Annotated in this window: 11 protein-coding genes; 2 read left to right on the top strand and 9 right to left on the bottom strand. The window is 63.6% G+C overall.

Features of this window, described 5'->3' with window-relative positions; genetic code table 11:
- Window positions 1-185: 185 nt before the first annotated feature.
- The 8 genes from EOA27_RS10650 to EOA27_RS10615 form a co-directional block, all read right to left on the bottom strand.
- Complete coding sequence (locus EOA27_RS10650; protein ID WP_126082568.1) at window positions 186-992, bottom strand: DUF72 domain-containing protein; 807 nt, start codon at window positions 990-992, stop codon at window positions 186-188.
- A gap of 28 nt (window positions 993-1,020) precedes the next feature.
- Window positions 1,021-1,479 (bottom strand): GNAT family N-acetyltransferase, encoded by a 459-nt coding sequence (locus tag EOA27_RS10645; RefSeq protein ID WP_126082569.1) that lies wholly within the window; start codon window positions 1,477-1,479, stop codon window positions 1,021-1,023.
- Window positions 1,480-1,585: 106 nt separating this feature from the next.
- Window positions 1,586-4,507, bottom strand: a complete 2,922-nt coding sequence (gene uvrA, locus EOA27_RS10640) for an excinuclease ABC subunit UvrA (RefSeq protein ID WP_127256111.1) — start codon at window positions 4,505-4,507, stop codon at window positions 1,586-1,588.
- A 794-nt stretch (window positions 4,508-5,301) separates the two neighbouring features.
- Window positions 5,302-5,583 carry a hypothetical protein gene (locus EOA27_RS10635; RefSeq protein ID WP_126082571.1) on the bottom strand — a complete coding sequence of 94 codons (282 nt, stop codon included), beginning with the start codon at window positions 5,581-5,583 and terminating at the stop codon, window positions 5,302-5,304.
- Between the two features lie 76 nt (window positions 5,584-5,659).
- Window positions 5,660-6,262, bottom strand: a complete 603-nt coding sequence (locus EOA27_RS10630) for an ATP-dependent Clp protease proteolytic subunit (RefSeq protein ID WP_126082572.1) — start codon at window positions 6,260-6,262, stop codon at window positions 5,660-5,662.
- A gap of 16 nt (window positions 6,263-6,278) precedes the next feature.
- Window positions 6,279-6,755: an SRPBCC domain-containing protein gene (locus tag EOA27_RS10625; protein WP_126082573.1), complete on the bottom strand. Its 477-nt coding sequence runs from the start codon at window positions 6,753-6,755 to the stop codon at window positions 6,279-6,281.
- The gene (locus tag EOA27_RS10620) at window positions 6,752-7,066 is read right to left on the bottom strand and encodes a metalloregulator ArsR/SmtB family transcription factor (protein WP_126082574.1); all 315 of its coding nucleotides are present in this window, start codon (window positions 7,064-7,066) and stop codon (window positions 6,752-6,754) included. Before EOA27_RS10620 ends, EOA27_RS10625 begins: the two co-directional genes overlap by 4 nt.
- Window positions 7,067-7,111: 45 nt before the next feature.
- Entirely contained in the window at window positions 7,112-7,492 is a 381-nt protein-coding gene (locus tag EOA27_RS10615) for a cupin domain-containing protein (RefSeq protein WP_245467041.1), read from the bottom strand.
- Between the two features lie 196 nt (window positions 7,493-7,688).
- On the opposite strand from EOA27_RS10615, the gene EOA27_RS10610 reads away from it, so the two are divergent.
- Both EOA27_RS10610 and EOA27_RS10605 read left to right on the top strand, forming a co-directional pair.
- Entirely contained in the window at window positions 7,689-8,207 is a 519-nt protein-coding gene (locus EOA27_RS10610) for a single-stranded DNA-binding protein (RefSeq protein WP_126082575.1), read from the top strand.
- A gap of 261 nt (window positions 8,208-8,468) precedes the next feature.
- A complete protein-coding gene (locus tag EOA27_RS10605) occupies window positions 8,469-8,894 on the top strand; it encodes an OsmC family protein (protein ID WP_126082576.1) in 426 nt (141 codons plus the stop codon).
- Between the two features lie 68 nt (window positions 8,895-8,962).
- On the opposite strand, the gene EOA27_RS10600 is transcribed toward EOA27_RS10605, so the two are convergent.
- A partial coding sequence (locus tag EOA27_RS10600; RefSeq protein ID WP_281059405.1) for a MarC family protein occupies window positions 8,963-9,092 on the bottom strand: 130 nt, incomplete at its 5' end.

Below are 9,092 nucleotides of genomic sequence, written 5' to 3'. Positions count from 1 at the left end.
GCTGCGTCCCGTTCCGACCTTCGGCAGCTGTTGCGACTTCGCAGCGGTCTCCTGCGGTCGGCGGCTGAGACAGAACGGTCAAGACGGCCGGCAGGTTCCGACAAGCCACCGGCCGACCAGCGTCGCATGGCGCGCCGAACAAAACTCTGGCGTTTGATTTATGGCCGCTGTGGAGGTCCGCAGCTCTAGGCTGTCACCCGCTTCATCAGCGCCATGGCGCCGAAGGGCGCGCGCACTTTGCCTTCGCTGATGAAGTAGGCGAACACGTCGCGCGGCTTGACCGGCGCATCGGTCTTCGGGTCGGCGCGCGGCAGGTCGGCGGGTTGCTTACCTTCGGCCCAGGTCTTCACACGTCCCGCCCATTCGTCGAGGCCTTTCGGCGTGTAGCAGTCGGGGTTGTCGTCGCTGCCGGTCTGCAATCGCGCATAGACGAAGTCGCCGGTGACGTCGGCGATCGCCGGATATTTGGCGTGGTCGGCATAGACGATCGCGGCGTTGTATTTGCGCGCCAATGCGGGGAACTCCGGCACGATGAAGCTGTCGTGGCGCACTTCGAGCGCATGGCGCAAAGGCACGCCATCCTGCTTCTCGGGCAGAAGCTTCAGGAACGCTTCGAAATCGTCGGCATCGAATTTCTTGGTCGGCGCGAACTGCCACAGAATTGGGCCGAGCTTGTCGCCGAGCGCGGTAACGCCGGAGCCGAGGAAGCGCATCATCGATTCACCGGCCTCGCCGAGCACGCGGCGATTGGTGACGAAGCGGTTGCCCTTGAGCGAGAAGACAAAGCCATCCGGCGCGTCGTCGGCCCATTTGACGAAAGTCGGTTCCTTGAAGCTGGAATAATAGGTGCCGTTGACCTCGATGCTCGGCACTTGGCGGCTGGCGTAGTGCAGTTGCTTGGCCTTGGCGAGCTTCTCCGGATAGAAGGAGGTATCCCACGGCTCGAAGGTCCAGCCGCCCATGCCGGAGCGGATTTTTCCTTGGGCAGTCATCGTCTTCCTCCTCCGTTTGAACCTGCTATCAGGCTGCCCGGTCGACGGGCTTCACCATGTCGACCAATGTCCATCCTGGTCTGTATGGATTGACGCGGCGACCCGTTTCACGATAGCCGTACGCCGCATAGAGCGCGATGTTCCGCGCCATGCGCGGATTGGTGTAGAGCCGCACTTCCGGCACTCCCCATGACCGGGCCTGCTTGTCGGCGAAGTCGAGCAATCTGATGCCGAGCTTCCTGCCCTGGAAGGCCGGCGAAACGGCGATGCTGAAGATCATGGCGTGGTCCGCATGACGCTCGAGCACGATCAATCCGGCGAGGTCCGAGCCTTCTTGCAGCAGCCAGACTTCGCCGCGCCCGATGCGCGGCCCATAATCCTCGGTGACCGGGATCGGGGGCGCGTCGAAGATGGCCGTGTAGGGCGCATAGGCTTCGGTGGTCAGCGCGACGATGCCGGCGAGATCGTCGGGGCGGGCCAGCCTCATGATTGGTCGACTCCGGCAGCGCTCGCGACAACCTTCTGCATCCCGGCAGCTATGGCCGCGACGGTATCGAAGCGGCTTTCGATGGAGATCAGGCCGCTACCTGCCATCACTCGGCCGCTTCGCGTTTGCCTCCGGGGCGCCGCTCCAGAAGCTCCTTCAGGAACTGGCCGGTATAGCTGCGCTTCTCGCGCACGATCGCTTCGGGCGTGCCTGATGCCACAAGCTCGCCGCCGCCGTCGCCGCCCTCGGGGCCGAGATCGAGCACCCAGTCGGCGGTCTTGATCACCTCGAGATTGTGCTCGATGACCACCACGGTGTTGCCCTGGTCGACCAGCTCGTGCAGCACTTCGAGCAGCTTGGCCACGTCGTGGAAGTGCAGGCCGGTGGTCGGCTCGTCGAGGATGTAGAGCGTCTTGCCGGTCGCCTTGCGCGACAATTCCTTGGCGAGCTTGATGCGCTGCGCCTCGCCGCCCGACAGCGTCGTCGCCTGCTGGCCGATATGAATGTAGCCGAGGCCGACCTGGTTCAGCGTCACCAGCTTGTCGCGCACGCCTGGCACCGCCGAGAAGAACTCGACGCCTTCCTCGACGGTCATGTCGAGCACGTCGGCGATCGACTTGCCCTTGAATAGCACGTCGAGCGTCTCGCGGTTATAGCGCTTGCCATGGCAGACGTCGCAGGTGACGTAGACGTCGGGCAGGAAGTGCATCTCGATCTTGATGACGCCGTCGCCCTGGCAGGCCTCGCAGCGGCCGCCCTTGACGTTGAAGGAGAAGCGCCCCGGCTGGTAGCCGCGCGCCTTGGCTTCGGGGAGTCCGGCGAACCAGTCGCGGATCGGCGTGAAAGCGCCGGTATAGGTCGCCGGGTTGGAGCGCGGCGTGCGGCCGATCGGCGACTGGTCGATGTCGATGACCTTGTCGAGGAATTCCAGCCCCTCGATGCGGTCGTGCTCGGCCGGATGCTCGCGCGAGCCCATGATGCGGCGCGAGGCCGCCTTGAACAGCGTCTCGATCAGGAAGGTCGACTTGCCGCCGCCCGACACGCCGGTGACCGCGGTGAAGGTGCCGAGCGGGATTTCGGCCGTGACGTTCTTCAGATTGTTGCCGCGCGCGCCGACCACCTTGATGCGCCGGTTCTTCTTGGCTTCGCGGCGCACCGCGGGCGTCGCCACTTCGAGCTCGCCGGACAGGTACTTGCCGGTGATCGAGGCGGGCGTCGCCATGATCTGCTGCGGCGTGCCTTGCGCGATGATGCGGCCGCCGTGGATGCCGGCGGCCGGGCCGATGTCGACGACATAGTCGGCATGCAGGATGGCGTCCTCGTCATGCTCGACGACGATCACCGTGTTGCCGATATCGCGCAGGTGCTTCAGCGTGTCGAGCAGACGCGCATTGTCGCGCTGGTGCAGGCCGATCGACGGCTCGTCCAGCACATAGAGCACGCCGGTGAGGCCTGAGCCGATCTGCGAGGCCAGCCGGATGCGCTGGCTTTCGCCGCCGGACAACGTGCCGGAGTTGCGCGACAGCGTCAGATAGTCGAGGCCGACATCGTTCAAGAAGCGCAGCCGCTCGCGGATCTCCTTGAGCACGCGCACCGCGATCTCGTTCTGCTTGTCGTTGAGCTGCGCCGGCAGGTCGGTGAACCACTGGTCGGCCTTGCGGATCGACAGCTCGGTCACTTCGCCGATGTGCTTGCCGCCGATCTTCACCGCCAGCGCCTCCGGCTTCAGCCTGTAGCCGTTGCAGGCGGGGCAGGGCGTGGCCGACATGAAGCGCTCGATCTCCTCGCGCATCCAGGCCGATTCCGTTTCCTTCCAGCGCCGGTCGAGATTGGGGATCACGCCCTCGAAGGTCTTGGTGGTCTTGTAGGAGCGCAGGCCGTCATCATACTGGAAGGTGATCTCGCGCTCGCCGGTGCCATGCAGCACGGCTTCTTTTGCCTGGGCGCTCAGATCCTTGAACTTGTCGCCGAGCTTGAAGCCATAGGCCTTGCCCAGCGCTTCAAGCGTCTGCGCGTAATAGGGCGAGGTCGACTTCGCCCACGGGCTGATGGCGCCGTCGCGCAGCGAGACGTTCTCGTCCGGCACGACGAGGTTGGGATCGATGGCGCGCTGGCTGCCGAGGCCGTCGCAGGTCGGGCAGGCGCCGAACGGGTTGTTGAAGGAGAACAGCCTCGGTTCGATCTCGGGAATGGTGAAGCCGGACACCGGGCAGGCGAATTTTTCCGAGAACAGGATGCGCTCATGCGTCTCGTTCTTCGACTTGTTGACCGAGTCCTCGCCGGTCAGGCTGGAGTCGAGCGGCCGGTCGGCGAACTCGGCCACAGCAAGGCCGTCGGCGAGCTTCAGCGCCGTCTCCATCGAATCCGCGAGCCTGGTGGCCAGGTCCCCGCGCACGACGATGCGGTCGACGACGACGTCGATGTCGTGCTTGTACTTCTTGTCCAGCGCCGGCACGTCGGCGATCTCGTAGAAGGTGCCGTCGACCTTGACGCGCTGGAAACCCTTCTTCTGCAGCTCGAGCAGTTCCTTGCGGTATTCGCCCTTGCGGCCGCGCACGATCGGCGCGAGCAGATAGAGGCGGGTGCCTTCGTCCAGCGCCAGCACGCGGTCGACCATCTGGCTGACCGTCTGGCTCTCGATCGGCAGGCCGGTGGCGGGCGAATAGGGGATGCCGACGCGCGCGAAAAGCAGGCGCATATAGTCGTAGATCTCGGTGACGGTGCCAACCGTCGAGCGCGGGTTGCGCGAGGTGGTCTTCTGCTCGATCGAGATGGCGGGCGACAGGCCGTCGATCTGGTCGACATCCGGCTTCTGCATCATCTCTAGGAACTGCCGGGCATAGGCCGACAGGCTTTCGACGTAGCGGCGCTGGCCCTCGGCATAGATGGTGTCGAAAGCGAGCGACGACTTGCCGGAGCCCGACAGTCCAGTCATGACGATCAGGCTGTCGCGCGGCAGGTCGAGATCGACGTCCTTGAGATTGTGTTCGCGCGCCCCGCGAATGGAAAGATATTTATGGTCGGCCATCGCCGGTCGCCGCCTCAGATCTGGAATTTGCTGGATTGGGCGGGTTTGTCCCGGCCATCCCCTATGTAGGTATTTTTGCCGCCACGTCGAGAGACGCCACAATCTCGACGGAACAAGCCGATTATGGGTTTAACCGCCTTTCGCGCGAGCGGGCAAGCGGAAAGAACAAAGGCCGAACACGCTCCTGACAAAGCGTTGTGGAAACATTCGCGTCATGCGCTGTGCAAACAGTTGCTCGAAGCCTCGTGAAGACAAGTGTCGCCGATGCCCGCCTCGTCGATCCACGAGCCACTCGGCTTACCCGCACGTAACCTCCCGGCGATCACATTTTTCGGTAACCGGCTATTCAACGGTTGACGACGGCGACTCACGGGGGCAGTCTCAAAGGCGTCAACGAAGCCGGCTGTCTTTCGATGGCCTCGCCGCCCAACAGGCGGCCTGCGAGACGCCGCAGGCGATAGCGATTAGCGCTTCGAACGACATTGTCGCAACGGACCCAGGAGCGGAGCATGACGCCACCGGACAGTCCCTTGAGGCTCCACACGGAGATGGAGCCGCGGCGGGCATAAGTGCCAGGGCAGACTTGAAACGCCGGCCCGACAAACCGTGACTTGCCGATTCCCTACAATCAGAGACCATAGTCGGATCGTCGGCTGAACGCCGCGTTGCATCCGAAACAGAACGCCGGCAGTCCACTCCCGGCCAAAGTTGGATTTCAGATCCATGAAGCCCCATCCGTCTGCACAGCAGGGATGGGGCTTACATTTTGTGGGGCGCTCAACCCGCGACCGCGATCAGTGGTTCGGTAGCTTCATCCCGCCCGTTGCCATGTCGATCGTTATGCTGCCGCCGATCCTGACATCGGTGTTGCCGATCTTGAACGAGCCGTCGCTGCCGGCGGGCTGCGCGTCATCGGGTTCCGGCTGCGGCGCCGGTTTGGCGATGCGATAGTCGCCGCTGACGCCGGGCAGTTTCTGCGACTGGCTGTCGTCGGCCAGTGCGGTGCCGGCCATCAAGGCGCCGGCAAGAGCGGCGAGGGCGGCGCATAAATGTCTGGACTGAACGGACCTGATCATGCGCGGACTATAGGGACGCGGCTGAAGCGATGCCAGACGCGCGGCGATCAAATTGCCGCGCGCCTACTCCGCTATATCAGGCCGCTTTCTTGCGCGTGTCATACACGTGGTCGACGAGGCCCCAGTCCTTCGCTTCCGCGGCGCTCATGAAGTAGTCGCGGTCGAGCGTGCGCTCCACTTCCTCGTAGGTGCGGCCGCAATGCCTGGCGTAGAGCTCCGTCATATGCTGCTTGGTGCGCACGATGTCCTCGGCGTGGCGCTGGATGTCGGAAGCCTGGCCCTGGAAACCGCCAAGCGGCTGATGCAGGACGATCCTGGTGTTGGGCAGCGCGATGCGGCGTCCCGGGGAGCCCGCCATCAGGAGAAACGAGCCCATCGAGGCGGCGAAGCCCATGCAGACCGTCGACACCGGACAGGAGATGTATTGCATCGTGTCGTAGATGGCGAAGCCGCTGGTCACCATGCCGCCGGGCGAGTTGATGTAGAGCGAGATCTCCTTGTCGGGATTGTCGGATTCCAGCGACAGCAGCTGGGCACAGACCAGCGCCGAGACATTGTCGTTGATCTCGCCATTGATGAAGACGATGCGCTCGCGCAGCAACCGCGAAAAGATATCGAAGGAACGTTCGCCGCGGCTCGACTGCTCGATGACCATCGGCACCAGATTGGCAATGCTCATGACGGGTTTCCTCTTATCAGGCCGCGCGCAGCATCATGCAGGGCGCATTGGCCGCGGTCGGGGTCTTGCGCGCATAAAGCGAGAGCCCGCAGCCGGCGCCGGCAATGGCCAGAACAGGCTCAGCCACCGGCACGAAGCCATCATGCACGATCCGAAGATGCGTGCCTCCGGAGGCTGTCCGGGCCAGCGTGAAGGTGACGATGCTGTCAAAGGCGGGAAGCTGGTCGGCATCCTTGTCGGCCGGCCGCTCGCGCCAGGAATAGCGCAGCAGCCGGCCAGGCTCGGCTTCCAGCACCTCGCATTCGATCGGCGCATCCGGTCCGGCAAAGGTGAAGCAGCTGCCAGCTTCCGCCTTGATGTCGTTCGGCATCATCCAGGCGGCCAGCAGTTCCGGCTCGGTCAGCGCCCGCCAGACCTTTTCCGGCGGATCGGCAAGCTCGCATTCGAAGCTGAGCGGGGCCTCTGCCGCTGTCGGATTCTCTGCCTTGGTCATTGGTCCATTCCCTTCAGAACCGTCTTCAACTTCTCGATGCCTTCCGGCCAGAAGGCGCGGTAGCGTTCGATCCAGCCGAGCAGCGGGTCGAGCCCCTGCGGATCGGCGCGGTAGTAGGCGTTGCGGCCAGCGCGCCGCTCGACCACCAGGCCGGCGCCGCGCAGAATGGCGAGATGCTGCGAGACCGCCGGCTGCGACACGCTCATGCCGGCGCGCAGCTCGGTCACTGTCATCTCGCTGGCGGTCAGCCGCTCATAGACGGCGCGACGGGTGGGGTCGGCGAGCGCCCGGAAAATCTCTGCTTCGATCATGCGGAAAGCATAAGTCGATACTTATAGATTTGGCAAGCGCTGTTTTTATGATGTCCAGCGCTTCACCGGATTCGCGGCTCCGTCGAAGCTTGCTTCGAAGATCGGCGATGCGAGCACGGCATGGATGCGGAGCATGCCGGACCCAATGTTGCGAAAGCCATGCCTGCGATGCGCCGGGATGATCAGCGACTGCCCCGCAGTCAGTACTGCTCGCCTGTCTTCGATCCACATTTCGGCCTCGCCGGCAATCACTGTCAGCACTTCCTCCACCGAATGCGAATGGGTCGGCGCCCCGGTTGCCGGTTCGACCCACTGTTCGAATATGCAAAGCTCGGCCGCGCCGTTGGCGGCGGCAACACGCATCCGCGTCTCCACTCCGGTCCGCCAAAGTTCGCGCGGCTGATCCTCATGTGTCAGGGTGTTCATTCGGAGATATCCCCTTTCGTTTCCCACACCAGGACACTACCTCTTGCTGACATTCCTTGACAGAAGCATCGGTTATGCTAGAACGAAAGAGGAACAAAAACCTTGTGGGAAAAGCCAGCCTTTACGGGCGTGGGCGGCCCTGAGGCTGTAAGGTGAGCGACTTAAAATTTGTTTCGGATGAGCGCGGAGAAGTACGATGGCGGGTAGCGTCAACAAGGTCATTCTGGTCGGCAATCTCGGGGCGGACCCTGAAATCCGCCGCCTGAATTCCGGCGATCCGGTCGTCAACATCCGCATCGCCACCTCGGAAAGCTGGCGCGACAAGAATTCGGGCGAGCGCAAGGAAAAGACCGAGTGGCATAATGTCGTCATCTTCAACGACCAGCTCGCCAAGGTGGCCGAGCAGTATCTGAAGAAGGGCATGAAGGTCTATGTCGAGGGCCAGCTGCAGACCCGCAAATGGCAGGACCAGACCGGCAATGACCGCTACACGACCGAGGTGGTGCTGCAGAAATTCCGTGGCGAGCTGCAGATGCTCGACGCGCGCGGCGAGGGCGGTAGCGGCCAGGTCGGTAACTATTCAGGCGGCAGCAGCCGTGGTTCCGATTTCGGCCAGTCGGGCCCGAACGAAGGTTTCAGCCGCGGTGGCGGCGGTTCCAGGGGCGGCGGTGGCGGCGGCGCGTCGCGGGAGCTGGATGACGAGATCCCGTTCTAAGCGTCTCGACATGGTCGTTTAGAGGAAGGCGATGTCGCTCGGACCGCTTCCGTCGGCGCCGCCTCCAATCCCATGGCATGCCTTCGCGGCCTTTGCCGCTTAGCCATCCATCCTTCGCCGGCAGTAACCTTCATAGAGCGGGACACTTGTGAGGGCTTCGGCCGGCGTAGGCCGGTTCTCGGAACCCGCCATTTTCTGCGCGGCCTGACCTGAATCTCAACAGGCCTTAGCGCGGACCGGAATTTCTCAAGGAAGACCACCGTGAAAGCACGCGTCAAATGGGTCGAGGAACGCACCTTTGTCGGCGAATCCGGCAGCGGCCATAAGGTCGTGCTGGGCACGGCGCATGGGCCGGATGGCAAGACGCCTGGGCCGAGCCCGATGGAACTGGTGCTGATCGGCACCGGCGGCTGCTCGGCCTATGACGTCGTGCATATCCTGGAGAAAGGCCGCGAGGCGGTCGAGGATTGCGTGGTGGAGCTCGACGCCGACCGGGCCGAGACCGACCCGAAAGTGTTCACCCGCATCCATATGCATTTCATCGTCAAGGGCCGCGCGCTCTCGCATGACAAGGTGAAACGGGCGATCGACCTGTCGATCGAGAAATACTGCTCGGCCAGCGCGATGATGGCGAAGACGGCGACGATCACGCATGATTTCGAGGTGGTCGAGACGGGGGCGCAGTAGGGCAGTAGGGCAGTAGGGCAGTAGGGCAGTAGGGCAGTAGGGCAGTAGGTGGGCTGCTTCGCAGCCTCTTAGGCTGCCATGAGCGCCCTGACGCCGTCGGCCACGAACTGGACCGCCAAGGCCGCCAGGATCACGCCGAGCAACCTGGTCAGAATCGAGCGGCCGGTCTGGCCGAGGATGCGGTCGATGCGTTCCGAC

The organism is Mesorhizobium sp. M2A.F.Ca.ET.037.01.1.1 (genome assembly GCF_003998075.1).
Lineage (GTDB): Bacteria > Pseudomonadota > Alphaproteobacteria > Rhizobiales > Rhizobiaceae > Mesorhizobium.
Note: the sequence above shows the minus strand (reverse complement) of the source record. Positions and strands in the feature narration are given on the sequence as shown.